Source organism: Streptomyces sp. NPDC037126 (genome assembly GCF_055605965.1).
In genome coordinates this window covers 160130-175215 of sequence record NZ_JBVJTD010000014.1, presented here as the reverse complement: position 1 = coordinate 175215, position 15086 = coordinate 160130, and the positions used below count along the sequence as shown (strand labels likewise).

The 15086-nt window shown below is 72.0% G+C and carries 16 protein-coding genes; 11 read left to right on the top strand and 5 right to left on the bottom strand.

The annotated features are described in order from the left end of the window. Position 1: 1 nt before the first annotated feature. Positions 2 to 1651, bottom strand: a complete 1650-nt coding sequence (locus ACZ7FF_RS28065) for an FAD-dependent oxidoreductase (protein ID WP_470815367.1) — start codon at positions 1649 to 1651, stop codon at positions 2 to 4. A gap of 211 nt (positions 1652 to 1862) precedes the next feature. Here ACZ7FF_RS28065 and ACZ7FF_RS28060 point away from each other — a divergent pair, with 211 nt between their 5' ends. The 7 genes from ACZ7FF_RS28060 to ACZ7FF_RS28030 all read left to right on the top strand — a co-directional run bounded on the left by ACZ7FF_RS28060 (position 1863) and on the right by ACZ7FF_RS28030 (position 7128). Next, positions 1863 to 2948, top strand: a complete 1086-nt coding sequence (locus tag ACZ7FF_RS28060; protein ID WP_470815365.1) for a SchA/CurD-like domain-containing protein — start codon at positions 1863 to 1865, stop codon at positions 2946 to 2948. Between the two features lie 56 nt (positions 2949 to 3004). Beyond that, positions 3005 to 3463, top strand: a complete 459-nt coding sequence (locus tag ACZ7FF_RS28055; protein ID WP_470815363.1) for a cupin domain-containing protein — start codon at positions 3005 to 3007, stop codon at positions 3461 to 3463. After that, positions 3460 to 4719: a beta-ketoacyl-[acyl-carrier-protein] synthase family protein gene (locus ACZ7FF_RS28050; protein WP_470815361.1), complete on the top strand. Its 1260-nt coding sequence runs from the start codon at positions 3460 to 3462 to the stop codon at positions 4717 to 4719. The genes ACZ7FF_RS28055 and ACZ7FF_RS28050 overlap by 4 nt, the downstream gene beginning before the upstream one ends. A 7-nt stretch (positions 4720 to 4726) precedes the next feature. Then, positions 4727 to 5971 (top strand): beta-ketoacyl synthase N-terminal-like domain-containing protein, encoded by a 1245-nt coding sequence (locus ACZ7FF_RS28045; RefSeq protein WP_470815359.1) that lies wholly within the window; start codon positions 4727 to 4729, stop codon positions 5969 to 5971. Between the two features lie 22 nt (positions 5972 to 5993). Continuing rightward, positions 5994 to 6248: an acyl carrier protein gene (locus ACZ7FF_RS28040; protein ID WP_470815357.1), complete on the top strand. Its 255-nt coding sequence runs from the start codon at positions 5994 to 5996 to the stop codon at positions 6246 to 6248. A 1-nt stretch (position 6249) separates the two neighbouring features. After that, complete coding sequence (locus tag ACZ7FF_RS28035; RefSeq protein ID WP_470815355.1) at positions 6250 to 6729, top strand: SRPBCC family protein; 480 nt, start codon at positions 6250 to 6252, stop codon at positions 6727 to 6729. Positions 6730 to 6801: 72 nt separating this feature from the next. Continuing rightward, positions 6802 to 7128 carry a TcmI family type II polyketide cyclase gene (locus ACZ7FF_RS28030; protein ID WP_470815353.1) on the top strand — a complete coding sequence of 109 codons (327 nt, stop codon included), beginning with the start codon at positions 6802 to 6804 and terminating at the stop codon, positions 7126 to 7128. Positions 7129 to 7216: 88 nt separating this feature from the next. On the opposite strand, the gene ACZ7FF_RS28025 is transcribed toward ACZ7FF_RS28030, so the two are convergent. After that, positions 7217 to 8245, bottom strand: a complete 1029-nt coding sequence (locus ACZ7FF_RS28025) for a methyltransferase (RefSeq protein ID WP_470815351.1) — start codon at positions 8243 to 8245, stop codon at positions 7217 to 7219. A 59-nt stretch (positions 8246 to 8304) separates the two neighbouring features. Beyond that, complete coding sequence (locus ACZ7FF_RS28020; RefSeq protein WP_470815349.1) at positions 8305 to 9402, bottom strand: right-handed parallel beta-helix repeat-containing protein; 1098 nt, start codon at positions 9400 to 9402, stop codon at positions 8305 to 8307. A gap of 145 nt (positions 9403 to 9547) precedes the next feature. On the opposite strand from ACZ7FF_RS28020, the gene ACZ7FF_RS28015 reads away from it, so the two are divergent. The 3 genes from ACZ7FF_RS28015 to ACZ7FF_RS28005 are packed head-to-tail and all read left to right on the top strand — an operon-like array spanning position 9548 to position 12210. Beyond that, positions 9548 to 10264 carry a rhomboid-like protein gene (locus ACZ7FF_RS28015; protein ID WP_470815347.1) on the top strand — a complete coding sequence of 239 codons (717 nt, stop codon included), beginning with the start codon at positions 9548 to 9550 and terminating at the stop codon, positions 10262 to 10264. Between the two features lie 10 nt (positions 10265 to 10274). Further along, positions 10275 to 11681: an NAD(P)/FAD-dependent oxidoreductase gene (locus ACZ7FF_RS28010; RefSeq protein ID WP_470815345.1), complete on the top strand. Its 1407-nt coding sequence runs from the start codon at positions 10275 to 10277 to the stop codon at positions 11679 to 11681. A gap of 49 nt (positions 11682 to 11730) precedes the next feature. Next, a complete protein-coding gene (locus ACZ7FF_RS28005; protein WP_470815343.1) occupies positions 11731 to 12210 on the top strand; it encodes a GNAT family N-acetyltransferase in 480 nt (159 codons plus the stop codon). Positions 12211 to 12251: 41 nt separating this feature from the next. On the opposite strand, the gene ACZ7FF_RS28000 is transcribed toward ACZ7FF_RS28005, so the two are convergent. Beyond that, a complete protein-coding gene (locus ACZ7FF_RS28000) occupies positions 12252 to 13757 on the bottom strand; it encodes an MFS transporter (protein WP_470815341.1) in 1506 nt (501 codons plus the stop codon). A 122-nt stretch (positions 13758 to 13879) separates the two neighbouring features. Between ACZ7FF_RS28000 and ACZ7FF_RS27995 the strand changes: the two genes are divergently transcribed. Further along, positions 13880 to 14560, top strand: coding sequence for a pentapeptide repeat-containing protein (locus tag ACZ7FF_RS27995; protein ID WP_470815339.1), 681 nt, complete (start codon positions 13880 to 13882; stop codon positions 14558 to 14560). 3 nt (positions 14561 to 14563) lie between these two features. On the opposite strand, the gene ACZ7FF_RS27990 is transcribed toward ACZ7FF_RS27995, so the two are convergent. Next, positions 14564 to 15064: a hypothetical protein gene (locus ACZ7FF_RS27990; protein ID WP_470815338.1), complete on the bottom strand. Its 501-nt coding sequence runs from the start codon at positions 15062 to 15064 to the stop codon at positions 14564 to 14566. Between the last annotated feature and the right edge of the window lie 22 nt (positions 15065 to 15086).

The following is a 15086-nucleotide window of genomic DNA, read 5'->3' as shown; positions in this document are numbered from 1 at the left end:
GTCAGGCCGTTTGGAGCAGGGACCTCAGTACCTCGCGGAGCACGCCTTCCGGGTCGGGCGCGGCGACGGAGGTGCGCCAGGCCACGAAGCCGTCGGGGCGTACCAGCACCGCGCCGTCGGCGGTGACGCCGTGCAGCCGGGCCCAGTCGGGGTCGTCGGCGCCGTCGGTGTCGTACGTCAGGTCGGCGTCGCCGCCCGGGCCGATCCGGTAGGCGTCGAGGCGTACGCCGTCCGTGGCGGCGACGCGGCGGGCGGCGGCGTGCCAGCCCGCGTCGTCCGGGGCGTCGGCGAGCAGGACGAGGGAGGCCTCGTACAGGTCCAGGGTGGACAGGCGGCGGCCGGCCTGGCGCAGCCACAGGTGGGGGGCGCGGGTACCGGGACGGCCGCTGAGGGCGAGGCCGTCGGGGACGATCGGCGCCTCGGGGTCGGTGCCGAGCACCGCGCCCTGGGCGTAGTGGTAGCCGAGGACGACGTTGAGGATGCCGCCGCGCTTGGCGCCGCCGACGCCGGGGGCGGGGGCGAAGCCGGGGTGGCTGTGCTCGACGGAGCGGGCGGAGGCGCGGGCGCTGGTGGCGAGGGCGACCGGGCGGCGTTCGGCGTCGTAGGTGTCCAGCAGGGCGGGGGCGGCCCAGCCGTCCAGCACGGCGGCCAGTTTCCAGGCGAGGTTGTGGGCGTCCTGGATGCCGGTGTTGGAGCCGAAGGCGCCGGTGGGGGACATCTCGTGCGCCGAGTCGCCGACGAGGAAGACCCGGCCCGCGCCGTAGCGGTCGGCCACCCGTTCGGCGGCGCGCCAGGAGGCCATCCCGGTGATCTCCACGTCGAGGCCCGGTACGCCGACGGCCCCCGCGATGTGCCGCTGGAGGCGCTCCTCGGTGAACTCCTCCAGTGCTTCGCCGAGTTCGGGGTGCCAGGGGGCGTGGAAGACCCAGTGTTCCTTGTTGTCGACGGGCAGCAGGGCGCCGTCGGCGTCGGGGTGGGTGAGGTAGCAGCAGATGAAGCGGCGGTCGCCGACGACCTCGGCGAGCTGGGCGGAGCGGAAGGTGACGCTGACGTTGGCGAACAGGTCGCCGGGGCCGCTCTGGCCGATGCCGAGGGCGCGCCGGACGGGGCTGCGGGGGCCGTCGGCGGCGACGAGGTAGTCCGCCCGGACGGTGTGGCGCTCGCCGGTGCCGCGGTCGAGGACGACGGCGGTCACTCCGTCGGCGTCCTGCTCGAAGGACTCCATCTCGTGGTGGTAGCGCAGGTCGCCGCCGAGTTCGCGGGCGTTGTCGAGGAGCACGGGCTCCAGGTCGTTCTGGCTGCACAGGCACCAGGAGGTGGGGCTGAACCGCCTCAGGCCGCCCCCGGGGTCGATCTCCTTGAACAGCCACTCCCCGGCGTCGCCGACGAGCGTCGGGGTCTGCAGGATGCCGTGGTTGTCAGCGAGCAGTGAGGCCGCGGCCTTGATGTCCGGCTCGATGCCGGCCCCCCGGAAGAGCTCCATCGTGCGGACGTTGTTGCCGCGCCCGCGGGGGTGGATCGAGGTCCCGGAGTGCCGCTCGACGAGCAGGTGGCGCACGCCGAGGCGGCCCAGGAACAGGGATGTGGACAGGCCCACCAGAGAGCCGCCCACGATGAGGACGGGAACCCGGTGGTCGGCTTTGTGATGCATCGAGGCCTCCAGAGGCAGGGTGCGTGTGGGGCGCCTGTGAGGTTCATGCCCGGTGTCGGCTTATTTGGGCCCATTTGCGCGCCAGATCACCCACGTGGTTCCTACGAGTCGCGGGCTTTCGGCCATCGGCACAGGATCAAAAAGCGCTGACGTCGCGTCACGGCGGTGACCGGCGCACCCCGAGATCCCCCGCCAAGGAGATGTCCGCAGGATGACCACAATCTCTGAACGTCTGTCAGAAGCGTCGGCACGCGAGGTGTCGAAGCGAGTCTCCCAGTCCGTGTTCGACGGCTCCCGGCTCCGGGTCGTTCTGCTGGTCGACGTCTTCGACGGCGCGCAGCAGCAGTTCCTGGAGGCCTACGAGCAGCTGTGCAACCAGGTTGCGTCCGTGCCCGGCCATGTCAGCGACCAACTCTGCCAGTCCATCGAGAATCCATCCCAATGGCTCATCACCAGCGAGTGGGAGAGTGCTCCGCCGTTCCTCACCTGGGTGAACAGCGAGGAGCACGTGCGGATGGTGGAGCCGCTGCACTCCTGCGTGCGCAACACCAGGTCGCTGCGCTTCCACATCGTCCGTGAGACGGGCAGCGCGTTCGAGACCGCGGTGCCGTCCCGGGGCCGGCTGCAGACGGAGGTGCGCATCGGCGACGGTGTCATCCGGCACGCGCTGACCTTCACGGTCAAGCCGGGCACGGAGGAGAGGGTCGCCAAGCTGCTCGCGGACTACCAGTCGCCCGAGGCCCGGGTCGACGACACCACGCGGCTGTGCCGGACCTCGCTGTTCATGCACGGCAACCGGGTGGTGCGGGCCATCGAGGTGCGCGGTGACCTGCTGGCGGCCCTGCGCCATGTGGCGCGGCAGCCCGAGGTGCGGGCCGTGGAGGAGGCCATCAACCCCTATCTGGAGCAGGACCGGGACCTGAACGACCAGGAGTCGGCGCGCCTGTTCTTCACCCGGGCGGCGCTGCCGGCGGTGCACCACGTGCTGGTGGACGACCGGCCGGAGGGGGCGCGGCAGGCCCTTTACTACCCGGCGCGCCCCGGGTGCGGCATGAAGCTGGCCGAGCTGCTCGCGCGGCACGACTCGGCGGCGGCGGACGACCCGGAGGGCCCGGTGCTGCGCAGCACGGTCTTCGAGCGCGAGGACGTCGTGGTGCGGCTGGTGGACCTGCGCGAGGAACGGGACGTGGAGCCGCTGCCGCGGGACGCCGGGCAGGCCGCGGAGCTGCGGGCGCTGCTCGACGGCGAGGCCGTCCGCATGGCCCTGGTCACCGACCGTCATTCGCCCGAGGCCTGAGTGCCCGGACGCCCGAGCCCCTCTGGAAGCCCGATCACACCCATCGGAGGAATGTCGTGATCAAACCCCGTCCGAGAATCGTGGACCTCAGCGAGGTCGAGCCCAACACGCGGCGCGGCGGTGATCTGCGCGCCATGCTCACCCCGGCCACGGTCGGCTCGACCAGCGGCTTCATGGGTGTGGCCATCGTGCAGCCCGGCGACCGCATCGCTGAGCACTACCACCCGTACTCCGAGGAGTTCGTCTACGTCGTCTGCGGCGAGCTGGAGGTCGACCTGGACGGCGAGCCGCACGTGCTCCGCCCGGAGCAGGGGCTGATGATCCCCATCGACATGCGGCACCGGTTCCGCAACGTCGGCAACGTGGAGGCGCGGATCGTCTTCCACCTCGGTCCGCTGGCGCCGCGCCCGCAGCTGGGGCACGTCGACACCGAGGAGACGTCGGTCATCGGCGCGGCCGCCGTGGTCACCGAACCCGCCGCGGCGGGTGCCGACCGGGGACAGGTCCGGTCATGACCCGGCGCGTGGCGGTCACTGGCATAGGCATCGTGGCTCCGGGTGGCATCGGCGTACCCGCGTTCTGGGACCTGCTTGCCCACGGCCGGACCGCGACGCGGGGCATCACCTTCTTCGACCCCGCGGGGCTGCGGTCACGGATAGCGGCGGAGTGCGACTTCGACCCGGCGGCGCACGGCCTGGACGTGGACCAGGTCGAACGGGCGGACCGGTACATCCAGTTCGCCCTGGCCGCCGGCGACGAGGCGGTCCGGGACTCGGGTCTGGACATGGCCCGCGAGGACCCGTGGCGGATCGCGGTGTCGGTGGGCACCGCGGTCGGCGGCACGACCCGGCTGGAGCACGACTACGTCCTGGTCAGCCACCGCGGGCAGCGCTGGGACGTGGACCACACCGAGGCGGAGCCGCAGCTGCACCGGGCGTTCTCGCCGAGCACCGTGGCCTCCGCGGTGGCGGAACGTTTCGGCGCCCATGGCCCGGTGCAGACCGTGTCCACCGGCTGCACCTCCGGACTGGACGCGGTCGGGTACGCCTTCCACACCGTCCAGGAGGGCCGGGCCGACATCTGCATAGCCGGCGCGTCGGACTCGCCGATCTCCCCGATCACCATGGCGTGCTTCGACGCGATCAAGGCGACGTCGCCGAACAACGACGACCCCGCGCACGCCTCCCGGCCCTTCGACAACAACCGTGACGGCTTCGTCATGGGCGAGGGCGGCGCGGTGCTCGTCCTGGAGGAGCTGGAACACGCACGGGCCCGCGGTGCGCACGTGTACTGCGAGTTCGGCGGCTACGCCACCTTCGGCAACGCCTACCACATGACCGGTCTGACCAAGGAGGGCCTGGAGATGGCGCGGGCCATATCGACGGCCCTGGACCAGGCCCGGCTGGACCCGACGGCGATCGACTACGTCAACGCCCACGGCTCCGGCACCCGGCAGAACGACCGCCACGAGACCGCCGCGGTGAAGCGGGCGCTCGGTGAGCACGCCTACGGCACCCCGATGAGCTCCATCAAGTCCATGGTGGGGCACTCCCTCGGGGCGATCGGTGCCATCGAGCTGGTCGCCTGCGTACTGGCCATGGCCAAGCAGGTCGTACCGCCGACCGCGAACTACGAGATTCCCGACCCCGAGTGCGACCTGGACTACGTCCCGCGCGTCGCCCGCGAACGAAAGCTGGCCAGCGTGCTGTCCGTGGGCAGCGGGTTCGGCGGCTTCCAGTCCGCCGTGATCCTGACCCGGCCGAGGGAGTGAGGACACCATGAGCGAACCGACAGACCGGCGTGCGGCCGTCACCGGCATCGGTGTGGTCGCACCCAACGGCACCACCACCGACGCGTTCTGGAAGGCCACCCAGGAGGGCCGATGCGTCCTCGGCCCGGTCACCCGGGAGGGCTGTGAGGACCTTCCGCTGAAGGTGGCCGGTGAGGTCCGCGCCTTCGACCCGGCGGAGACGATCGAGGAGCGCTTCCTCGTCCAGACCGACCGGTTCACGCACTACGCCATGGCCGCGGCCGACTTCGCGCTGGCCGACGCCCGGCTCGGGCCGGCCGACACCGCCGACTCGCCGTACTCCATCGGCGTGGTCACCGCCGCCGGCTCCGGCGGCGGCGAGTTCGGCCAGCGCGAGCTGCAGCGACTGTGGGGCAAGGGCAGCCGGTTCGTCGGGCCGTACCAGTCCATCGCCTGGTTCTACGCGGCGAGCACCGGCCAGGTGTCCATCCGCCGTGGCTTCAAGGGCCCCTGCTCGGTCGTCGCCTCCGACGAGGCCGGCGGCCTGGACGCCCTCGCGCACGCGGCGCGGGCGGTGCGCCGGGGTACCGACGTGATCGTCGCCGGCTCCACCGAGGCGCCGCTCGCGCCGTACTCGATGGTCTGCCAGCTCGGTTACGAGGAACTGAGCAGGGAGCAGGATCCCGCCCGGGCGTACCGGCCGTTCACGGACAGCGCGTGCGGGTTCGTGCCCGCCGAGGGCGGCGCGATGCTCGTCGTGGAGTCGGTGGGTGCCGCCCGGGAGCGCGGCGCCGACGTCCGGGCCCTCGTCGCGGGGCACGCGGCGACCTTCACCGGCGCCTCCCGCTGGGCCGAGTCCCGCGACGGCCTCGCCCACGCGATCCGGGCGGCCCTCGCCGACGCCGGCGTCGCGCCCGAGGAGGTCGACGTCGTCTTCGCCGACGCCCTCGGGGTGCCGGACGCGGACCGGGCCGAGGCGCTGGCGCTCGCCGACGCCCTCGGCGCGCACGGCACCCGGGTGCCGGTCACCGCGCCGAAGACCGGCTTCGGCCGGGGGTACTGCGCGGCCCCCGTGCTGGACACCACGGCGGCCGTGCTCGCGATGGAGCAGGGCCTGATCCCGCCGACGCCGAACGTCGTCGACGTCTGCCACGACCTCGACCTCGTGACCGGCCGTGCCCGGGTCGCCGAGCTGCGGACGGCACTGGTCCTGAGCCGCGGCCTCATGGGGTCGAACGCGGCGCTGGTGCTGCGGCACGGCGCCGAGCAGTGAGCACAGCAAAGGAGGAAGGCACATGTCCAAGATCACCGTGGAAGAACTCGCGGCGCTCATGAAGAAGGCCGCGGGGGTCACCGTCAGCCCGCAGCAGCTCGAGGAGGGGCCGGACACCGGCTTCGACGTCCTCGGTGTCGACTCGCTGGGCCTGCTCGGCATCGTCGGCGAACTGGAGAACACGCACGGCACCCCGATGCCGGTCGACGCCGAGCGCTGCAAGACGCCCCAGCAGTTCCTCAACCTCGTCAACAGCACCTTGATGGCAGGAGCCTGACATGGCAGGACACACCCGGAACGAGATCACCATCGCCGCTCCCCTGGACCTGGTCTGGGACATGACCAACGACCTGGAGCGCTGGCCCCAGCTGTTCAGCGAGTACGCCTCGGTGGAGGTGCTCGAACGGCAGGGGAACAAGACCACCTTCCGGCTCACCATGCATCCGGACGACAACGGCACCGTCTGGAGCTGGGTCTCCGAGCGCGAGCCGGACCGCGACAGCCTCACCGTCCGGGCGCGCCGGGTGGAGACCGGGCCCTTCGACCACATGAACATCCACTGGAGCTACGAGGAGGTCCCCTCCGGCACCCGGATGGTGTGGACGCAGGACTTCGCGATGAAGCCGGACGCCCCGGTCGACGACGACTGGATGACCGACAACATCAACAGGAACTCCAAGGTCCAGATGGCCCTGATCCGGGACAAGATCCAGAAGGCCGCCGCCGGGCACCGGGCCGCGCCGGCGCTCGCCGACTGAGCCGTACCCGAGAAGCCGAGAAGGACCGAGAGAGACCGGCAAGGACCGAGAAGAGGGACGAGAGGACGACACGTGACGCACCAGGCCCTGATCGTCGCCCGGATGGCTCCGGGCTCCGCCCCCGACATCGCCAAGGTCTTCGAGGAGTCCGACCGCGGTGAACTGCCCCACCTCGTGGGCGTCGTACGGCGCAGCCTGTTCCAGTTCGGCGATGTGTACATGCACCTCATCGAGTCCGAGCGCGACCCCGGCCCGGCCATCGCCAAGGTCACGGCCCACCCCGAGTTCAAGGACGTCAGCGAGCGGCTGACGGCGTACGTCAGCGCGTACGACCCGGAGACCTGGCGGTCCCCCAAGGACGCGATGGCGCAGCGTTTCTACGTCTGGGAGCGCCCCTGAAATCGGGGCTCCTCACCGGACGGTCGTCGGCCGCCGGGCCCGCGGTGTCGCGGGCCCGGCGGCCGACGTGTCCGGGCGGGGCGCCCGGTCACCCGGGCACGTGGCAGTCGAACGCGTGCAGGTAGGGGTTGACCGGGCTGATGTCGTCCACGACCAGGCCGGCCGAGGTCAGCCGGCCCACCATGCTGTCGGTGGTGTGCTTGGCGCCGCCGACGTTGAGGAGCAGCAGCAGGTCCATGGCGGTGCTGAACCGCATCGACGGGGTGTCGTCGACGAGGTTCTCGATGACCACCACGCGGGTGCCGGGGCCGCCCGCCTCGACGACGTTGCCCAGCGTGCGCGCCGTGCTCTCGTCGTCCCACTCCAGGATGTTCTTGATGACGTAGACGTCCGCCTGGACCGGTACGGCCTCCCGGACGTCGCCGGGCACGATCCGCGAGCGCGCGGCGAGGTCGCCGCCCTCGCGCAGCCGCGGCAGCGCGTTCTCCACCACCCGGGGCAGGTCGAGCAGGCTGCCGTGCATGGCCGGGTACTTGTCCAGCAGGCAGGCCACGACGTGCCCCTGCCCGCCGCCGATGTCCGCGACGGACTTGGCCCCGGACAGGTCCAGCAGGGCCGCGACCTCCCGCGCCGACTGCTCGCTGGAGCGGGTCATCGCCCGGTTGAAGACGTCCGCGGACTCCGGGGCGTCCTCGTTGAGGTAGGTGAAGAACTCCTTGCCGTAGATGCCCTCCACGACGTTCCTGCCGGTGCGCACCGCCTCGTCGAGCCTGGGCCAGGCGGCCCAGGTCCATGGTTCGGTGCACCACAGCGCGATGGCGCGGAGGCTGCCCGGGTCGTCCTCGCGCAGCAGCCGGGACATGTCCGTGTGGGCGAACGCGCCGTCCGGCTGCTCGGTGAAGACGCCGTAGCAGGTCAGGGCCCGCAGCATCCGGCGCAGCGGCTTGGGTTCGGTCTTCACCGCGGCCGCGAGGTCCTCGGCGGTCATCGGCGTGTCCCCTAGGGCGTCGGGGACACCCAGCCGGGCGGCGGCCCGTACGGCGGCGGCCAGGGCCGCTCCGAACACGAGCTCGCGCAGCCGCATCGGTGGGGGCGGGGCTGTCTCAGCGGTGGTCATCTGCCGCCTTCCTTCGTTCTTCGGCCTGCGTCTGTCCAGCAGGGGCAGGGGTCGGGCGGTCAGCACAGACCCGCGGGCTTGGAGACCCGGCAGGAGTTGTGCTGGAAGGTGTTGCCCCTGCCGCGGGTCTCGGTGTTGATGAGGTCCGCGGGGGAGTTGCCGGTCAGCGCGTTGTCGCTGATGCGGTTCTGGTCACTGGTGGCGCCCACGAAGCTCTTGAAGAGCACGATGCCGCCGGACAGCGGGGACTTGCCCGTGTTGCCGACGACCCGGTTGCCGTCCACCACGGTCTTCTCGGCGCCGGTCAGGACGATGCCGGAGCCCTGGAGCGCGGGCAGCTTGTCGGTCTTCGCGCAGGACTTGTTGTTCCTGCTGACGTCGTTGGCGGCCACTTCGATGTCGCCGGCCTTGGGCTTGTTCTCGTCGCCGACGACGAAGACGCCGGCGCAGTTGCCGGTGATGTAGTTCTCCGCGACGGCGAGGTCGCGCAGCCGCCGTACGGTGACGCCGATCCGGTTGTTCTCCAGCCGGTTGCGCTCGACGACGGTCCGCTCGGCGTCGGTGGCCCCCGCCTCCTCCTTGATGGTGTTGGCGAGGAAGACACCGGCGTCGCCGTTGCCCGCGGCGTAGTTGCCCAGGATGCGCGCGTGCACGGACCGCTCCTGGGCGATGCCCCACACGCCGTTCTTCACGGCCTGCACACCGCGCACGGTCATGGTGTCCGTCGCCATGCCGAACACGCCGGTGCGGGTGAAGCCGGTGACCTTCAGGTCGGCGACGGTGACGTCCTTGACGTTCCTGGTCTTGGTGCCCAGCACGCAGATGCCGTTGCCGCCCTCGGCGCAGCTGATGGAGGCCTTCTTCGTGCCCGTCTTCGCCGGCTTCTGCGCCGACTTCGCCGGGGCGGGCTTGATCACCGTACGGCTGCCCACACCGCGCAGGGTGACCTGGGGCGTCCTGATGGTGACGCTCTCCTTGTAGGTGCCCGCGAGCACCAGGACGGTGTCGCCGGGCTGTGCGCGGTCCACCGCCTTCTGGATCGACTCGCCCTGGTGGACCAGGTAGGTCCGGTGGGCGGCCGCGGCGGGGGAGGCGCTCAGCACCGTGCCGAGGAGGGTGGCGGCGCACGCGGCGTAAGCGATGTGACATTTCTTCATATCGCGTACGGTATGACCTATTAATCCCTACTCGTCCGGATAGGCCATACGGCGGCGTGTCAGCCCCCACCGGCCGACGGCCCCGGTCCACGGCGGTGGCCAGGAAGGGGCCCGCCTCGGCCGCCCGTTGAATTTCTCCTGAGAAATGGCCTGCTCACCAGGCACCTCGATCACCCCGCCGCCCATACTGGCGGGTGTGAACCGGGCCATCCGCTTTCGGCGTGTGCTCGGGGCGGCCGCGGCCTACGTCCGCAGCGCCCCGGGCGCCTACGTCTGGCTGGCGATCCTGTTCCTGACGACCGTCGCGCTGCACCGCATGTCGCCGGGGTTCGAGCAGCACTTCCTGCGCCGAAGGTCGACCAACATCCACGAGTTGTCCCGCAATCCGGTGCGGGTGCTCATCACCAGCGCGATGTGGATCGACGGCGGGCGCTGGCTGCCGTACGCCTTCCTGTACACGGTCTTCCACGCCCCCGCCGAGCGCTGGCTGGGCACCGTCCGCTGGCTCGCGGTGTGCGTGGCCGCGCACGTGCTGGCGACCCTGATCAGCGAGGGACTGCTGCTGAGGGCGATCCGGGAGGGCATGGCCCCGCACTCGGCGGTCAACACCCTGGACATCGGGGTGAGTTACGCGCTGGCCGGGGTCGTCTCGGTGCTCACCTACCGGATCGCGGCGCCCTGGCGGTACGCCTATCTCGCCGTGGTCCTGCTCGTCTACGCGCTGCCGCTGACCGAGTCGCCGACCTTCACCGACATCGGGCACTTCCTGTCGGTACTGATCGGACTTGCCTGCTATCCGCTGGTCAGGGGCCGCGGAAAAGCATGGAATCCGAAGGAGACACTGGCCGGTCTGAGGGGTTAACGTCCCGGCCATGAGCAGCTCGGCGAGCAGTGTCGTGAACGGTGGCATCTCCTTCTGGTACGCGGACGACGGCCTCCCCGCGGTGCGGGAACCGCTGGCCGGGGACGCCACGGCCGACGTGGTGATCGTCGGCGGCGGCTACACGGGCCTGTGGACGGCGTACTACCTGAAGAAGGCCGCCCCCTTCCTGCGCATCACCGTCCTGGAGCAGAAGTTCTGCGGGTACGGCGCCTCCGGCCGCAACGGCGGCTGGCTGTACAACGGCATCGCGGGCCGCGACCGGTACGCGAGGCTGCACGGCCGCGAGGCCGCCGTACGGCTGCAGAAGGCGATGAACGACACCGTGGCCGAGGTGGTCTCGGTCGCGGCGGCGGAGGGCATCGACGCCGACGTCCACCGGGGCGGCGTCCTCGAAGTGGCGACCACCCCCGCCCAGCTGGCCCGGCTGAAGGCCTTCCACGAGCACGAGCTGTCGTACGGGGAGAAGGACCGCGAGCTGTACGGCGCCCGGGAGACCGCCGGGCGGATCCGGATCGCGGACGCCGTCGGCTCCACCTGGACCCCGCACGGGGCCCGGCTGCACCCGGTCAAGCTGGTCAAGGGCCTCGCGGCGAGGGTGGAGGCCCTCGGGGTCACCCTCCGCGAGTCGACCCCGGTGACGGAGATCCGGCCGGGGCACGCCGTCACTCCCTACGGCACCGTCCGCGGCTCCTACGTCCTGCGCTGCACCGAGGGCTTCACCGCCTCCCTCAAGGGCCAGCGGCGGACCTGGCTGCCGATGAACTCCTCGATGATCGCGACCGAGCCGCTCACCGAGGAGCAGTGGGCGGCGATCGGCTGGGACGGCCGGGAGACCCTCGGCGACATGGCCCACGCCTACATGTACGCGCAGCGCACCGCCGACGGCCGGATCGCGCTCGGCGGACGCGGGGTGCCGTACCGCTTCGGCTCCCGCACGGACAACGACGGCCGCACCCAGCAGGCGACCGTCGAGGCGCTGCGCGAGATCCTCACCCGCTTCTTCCCGGCCCTCGCCGGGCTCCGGATCGCCCACGCCTGGTCGGGCGTCCTCGGCGTGCCCCGCGACTGGTGCGCCACCGTCACCCTCGACCGCTCCACCGGCCTCGGCTGGGCCGGCGGCTACGTCGGCTCCGGTGTCGCCACCACCAACCTGGCCGCCCGCACCCTGCGCGACCTGGTCCAGCAGGACTCCGGCCAGGGCGGCCGCACCGAGCTGACCGACCTGCCCTGGGTGAACCACAAGGTGCGCAGATGGGAACCGGAACCCTTCCGCTGGCTCGGCGTCCAGGGCATGTACGCCACCTACCGGGCCGCGGACCAGCGCGAACGCCTCCACCCCGGCAACGCGTCCTCCCGGCTGGCGAGGGTCGCGGACCGGGTGGCGGGGCGGCACTGAGGCACCACCGCGCGGGCCCCGGGCCCGGCCCCGCCGTTAGGGTCGCCCTATGATCCGCGCCGCGACCCCCGCCGACGTCCCCGTCGTCCACGCCCTCGTCCGGGAACTGGCCGCGTACGAGAAGGCGCCGCAGGAGGCGAGGGCGAGCGAGGAGCAGCTGCGGGAGGCGCTGTTCGGGGAGCGGCCCGCGGTCTTCGCGCACATGGCCGTGGACGACGCCACCGGCGAGGCCGTGGGCTACGCGCTGTGGTTCCTGAGCTTCTCGACCTGGCGCGGGGTCCACGGCATCTACCTGGAGGACCTGTACGTCCGTCCCGCCGCGCGCGGTGGCGGCCACGGCCGGGCGCTGCTGACCGAGCTGGCGCGGATCTGCGTGGCGCGCGGGTACCAGCGGCTGGAGTGGTCGGTGCTGGACTGGAACCGGCCCGCCATCGGGTTCTACGAGGCGCTGGGCGCCCGTCCGCAGGACGAGTGGACGGTGTACCGGCTCACCGACGGGGCGCTGGCCGCACTGGGCTCGGCCCACTGACTCCGCCGGACGCCGGACGCCGGACGCCGGGCGTGCCGGGCTCAGCCCACCGACTCCGCCACCGGTGCCTGCTCCGGAGTCCCGTGCTTCGGGGCCCGTGCCGTCACCATGAGGCCCGCGACCAGGCCGGCCAGGACCATCACCCCGGCCGCCCAGCCGATGGCGACGGTGTAGCCGTGCACCACGCCCGCCGGGACCACCGTGGCCTTCTGGGCGGGGCGGTGCAGACGGGCGGTGATGTAGGCGGCGCTGCTGGTGGTGGCGATGGTGTTGAGCAGGGCCGTACCGATCGAACCGCCCACCTGCTGCGAGGTGTTGACGGTCGCCGAGGTGACACCGGAGTCGCGCGGGGCGACCCCGGCGGTGGCCGTGGCGAACACCGGCATGAAGGTCAGGCCCATGCCGAGGCCCATCAGCAGCAGGGCGGGCAGGATCTCCCCGGTGTAGGAGGAGTGCACGGTCATGCGGGTCAGCAGCAGCAGGCCGGCCGCCGCCAGGGCCATGCCGGGCACCATCAGCATCCGCGGCGGCACGTGGTGCAGCAGGCGGGCGGAGATCTGGGTGGAGCCGACGATGATCGCGGCGGTCAGCGGCAGGAAGGCCAGGCCGGCCCTGACCGGCGAGTAGCCGAGGATGACCTGCAGGTAGTAGGTCATGAACAGGAACAGCCCGAACATGCCGATCACCGCGAGCATCATCGTCAGGAAGCAGCCCGCCCGGTTGCGGTCCCGGACGATGTGCAGCGGCAGCAGCGGGCTCGGCGCGCGGGACTGCCACCACACGAACACCGTGAGCAGCAGCGCCCCGGACGTGAACAGGGCGAGGACCAGAGGATCGGTCCAGCCGCGGGGCTCGGCCTCGCTGAAGCCGTAGACGATCGCGACCAGGCCGCCGCAGCCGAGCACCGCGCCGGGCACGTCGAGGCGGACCTCGCCGTGGCCGGGGCGGTCGTGCAGCAGGGTGAAGGCGCCGAAGACCGCGAGGACGGCGATGGGCACGTTGACGTACAGGCACCAGCGCCAGTCGAGGTACTCGGTGAGCACACCGCCGACGATGAACCCGATCGCCGAGCCGCTGCCGGCGAGGGCGCCGTAGATGCCGAAGGCCTTGCCGCGTTCGCGGGGGTCGGTGAACGTCGTGGTCAGCAGGGACAGCGCGGAGGGCGCGAGGAGGGCCGCGAAGGCGCCCTGCAGCGCGCGGGCGCCGAAGAGCATCCCGGAGCCGGTGGCGGCGCCGCCGAACGCGGAGGCGGCGGCGAATCCGGCCAGCCCGATGACGAAGGTGCGTTTGCGGCCGACGAGGTCGGCGATCCGGCCGCCCAGCAGGAGCAGCCCGCCGAAGGCGAGGGTGTAGGCGGTGATCACCCACTGCCGGTTGCCGTCGGACATGTGCAGGGCGCGCTGGGCGGAGGGGAGCGCGATGTTCACGATCGTCGCGTCGAGCACCACCATCAGCTGGGCCAGGGCGATCACCACGAGGCCCCACCAGCGGTGCGGATCGGTTCCCTCCGGGGCCGCCCCGGACTCACCCGTTCGGCCGATGCTCATCCGACCAGAAGACCACGAATCGGGAGGTAACGCATCCGGCCCCGGGTCGTGGCCGCTCGTGGCGCCCGGGCGGTGGAAGCCCGGGACGGGGGACTGTCAGTGGCGGGGTGCAGCATGGGGCCATGGCGAGAAGAGCGACGGGCACGGGCGGGAACCGGGTGAAGGGCGCGCGACGGCCGGAGCTGCGGCTGCCGCCCCTGGAGCCGTGGGCCGGGCAGGAGCTGGAGCCCGACGGCGACTACGACGGGCTGGAGTTCCGCGACGCGGACCTGTCCGGGCACGACGGGTCGGGTGCCCGGTTCCTGGACTGCGCGCTGACGGGCTGCGCGGTCGACGAGGTCCGGCTGCACCGCGCACGGGTGCTGGACAGCGTGCTCGGCGGCCTGCGCGGGGTCGGCACCGATCTCGCCGAGGCCACCCTGCGCGACGTCGAGCTGGTCGACCCGCGCCTCGGCGGCACCCAGCTGCACGGTGCCGTGCTGGAGCGGGTCGTGGTCCGCGGCGGCAAGATCGACTACCTCAACCTGCGCATGGCCCGCCTGCGGGACGTCGTCTTCGAGTCCTGCGTGCTGGTCGAACCGGACTTCGGGAACGCCCGGCTGGAGCGTGTGGAGTTCGTGGACTGCGCGGTCAAGGGCGCGGAGTTCGCCGGGGCGACCCTGACCGACGTCGACCTGCGCGGGGCCGCGCCGCTGGAGATCGCCGGCGGCTTGGACCGGATGTCCGGTGCGGTGATCAGCACGGCCCAGCTGCTGGACCTGGCCCCGGCGCTGGCGTCGGCCCTGGGGATCCGCGTGGAGTAGCCCCTACGGCAGCCGGGGGAAGCGGGCCTGCAGGGTCCAGATCACCGGGTTCTCCCCCAGGTCCTCGTGCAGGTCGGTCAGGTCGGCGACCAGGTCGTGCAGGAAGTCGCGGGCCTCGCGGCGGAGTTCGGAGTGGGCGAAGGACAGCGGGGCCTCCTCGGCCGGCTGCCAGTCGGCGGCGATGTCGACCCAGCCGAAGCGGCGCTCGAAGAGCATCCGGTCGGTGGACTCGGTGAAGTCCAGCTCCGCGTGCTGCGGCCGGGCGGCGCGGGAGCCCATCGGGTCCCGGTCCAGCCGCTCCGCGATGTCGCACAGCGCCCAGGCGAAGTCCAGCACCGGCACCCATCCCCAGGCGGTGGACAGCTCCCGGTCCGTCTTGGTGTCCGCGAGGTAGACGTCCCCGCTGAACAGGTCGTGGCGCAGCGCGTGGACGTCCGCGCGGCGGTAGTCGGTCTGCGGCGGGTCCGGGAACCGGTTGGAGAGGGCGTAGCCGATGTCGAGCACCCGCAGATGGTGTCACGCCGCC

Excerpts from the sequence above, each read along its gene's own strand:
- ACZ7FF_RS28015 (WP_470815347.1), top strand. The coding sequence starts at position 9,548 with ATGGCCTGCTCACCAGGCACCTCGATCACCCCGCCGCCCATACTGGCG.
- ACZ7FF_RS28005 (WP_470815343.1), top strand. The coding sequence starts at position 11,731 with ATGATCCGCGCCGCGACCCCCGCCGACGTCCCCGTCGTCCACGCCCTC.
- ACZ7FF_RS28010 (WP_470815345.1), top strand. The coding sequence starts at position 10,275 with ATGAGCAGCTCGGCGAGCAGTGTCGTGAACGGTGGCATCTCCTTCTGG.
- ACZ7FF_RS28020 (WP_470815349.1), bottom strand. The coding sequence starts at position 9,402 with ATGAAGAAATGTCACATCGCTTACGCCGCGTGCGCCGCCACCCTCCTC.
- ACZ7FF_RS28000 (WP_470815341.1), bottom strand. The coding sequence starts at position 13,757 with ATGAGCATCGGCCGAACGGGTGAGTCCGGGGCGGCCCCGGAGGGAACC.
- ACZ7FF_RS28035 (WP_470815355.1), top strand. The coding sequence starts at position 6,250 with ATGGCAGGACACACCCGGAACGAGATCACCATCGCCGCTCCCCTGGAC.
- ACZ7FF_RS28050 (WP_470815361.1), top strand. The coding sequence starts at position 3,460 with ATGACCCGGCGCGTGGCGGTCACTGGCATAGGCATCGTGGCTCCGGGT.
- ACZ7FF_RS28025 (WP_470815351.1), bottom strand. The coding sequence starts at position 8,245 with ATGACCACCGCTGAGACAGCCCCGCCCCCACCGATGCGGCTGCGCGAG.
- ACZ7FF_RS28065 (WP_470815367.1), bottom strand. The coding sequence starts at position 1,651 with ATGCATCACAAAGCCGACCACCGGGTTCCCGTCCTCATCGTGGGCGGC.
- ACZ7FF_RS28045 (WP_470815359.1), top strand. The coding sequence starts at position 4,727 with ATGAGCGAACCGACAGACCGGCGTGCGGCCGTCACCGGCATCGGTGTG.
- ACZ7FF_RS27995 (WP_470815339.1), top strand. The coding sequence starts at position 13,880 with ATGGCGAGAAGAGCGACGGGCACGGGCGGGAACCGGGTGAAGGGCGCG.
- ACZ7FF_RS28060 (WP_470815365.1), top strand. The coding sequence starts at position 1,863 with ATGACCACAATCTCTGAACGTCTGTCAGAAGCGTCGGCACGCGAGGTG.
- ACZ7FF_RS28040 (WP_470815357.1), top strand. The coding sequence starts at position 5,994 with ATGTCCAAGATCACCGTGGAAGAACTCGCGGCGCTCATGAAGAAGGCC.